The organism is Bradyrhizobium sp. Arg816 (genome assembly GCF_029989365.1).
Classification (GTDB): domain Bacteria; phylum Pseudomonadota; class Alphaproteobacteria; order Rhizobiales; family Xanthobacteraceae; genus Bradyrhizobium.
This window is the reverse complement of the sequence record NZ_JAPRAQ010000089.1, coordinates 1-757: the sequence shown is the minus strand read 5'-3', so window position 1 is coordinate 757 and position 757 is coordinate 1. Positions and strand designations below refer to the sequence as shown.

General features: G+C 52.8%; 1 protein-coding gene. It reads left to right on the top strand.

The genetic code is table 11. The annotated features are described in order from the left end of the window. Nucleotides 1-56: 56 nt before the first annotated feature. Nucleotides 57-757: IS4 family transposase (locus tag OWC48_RS45940; protein WP_282525918.1), on the top strand; the 701-nt coding region annotated here is incomplete at its 3' end.

Here is a 757-nt window from a genome sequence, read left to right as displayed (position 1 = left end):
GCAACTCTCGAAGATTGGACGGAAAACCCCAAACGTACACGACATGCGGAATATTGATGCATTCGAGCCTTGCGGTGACCCTTGAGGGGCTTCCACTGGGGCTCAGCGCCGTGAAGTTCTGGACCAGAAAGAGATTCAGAGGGGTCGCTGCGCTCAGGCGCGAGGTCAACCTGACACGGATCCCCATTGAAACCAAGGAGAGCATTCGGTGGCTGGAAAACCTCAAGCAATCCACGGAGCTTTTTGAGAAGCCATCGAAGTGCATCCATATCGGTGATCGTGAGGCCGATATTTATGAATTGTTTTGCGCCGCCCAAGAGGTTGGAACGCATTTCTTGGTAAGGACCTGTGTCAATCGCCTGGCAGGCGATGGCGATCATACCGTTGCAACGATAATGGACGAGGTCGCGGTCAAAGGTCTCCACCGGATCGAAGTCCAGGATAGCAAGGGCAATCCAGACCAGGCTGTTCTTGAAATCCGGTATCGTAAAATCCGTATTTTGCCACCGATAGGCAAGCAGTCGCGGTATCCAGCTTTGACTTTGACAGTGATCCACGCTGATGAAAGAGGAGCGCCAAAGAACAGAAAGAAGATTGAATGGAAACTCCCGACCGATCTTCCGGTGCAATCGCGCGGGGATGCGATCGAGAAACTCGATTGGTATTCCTTGCGATGGAAGATCGAGGTCTTCCACAAGATACTCAAATCCGGCTGTAGGGCAGAGGACTCGCAACTGCGGACTGCTCAGCGATTGAC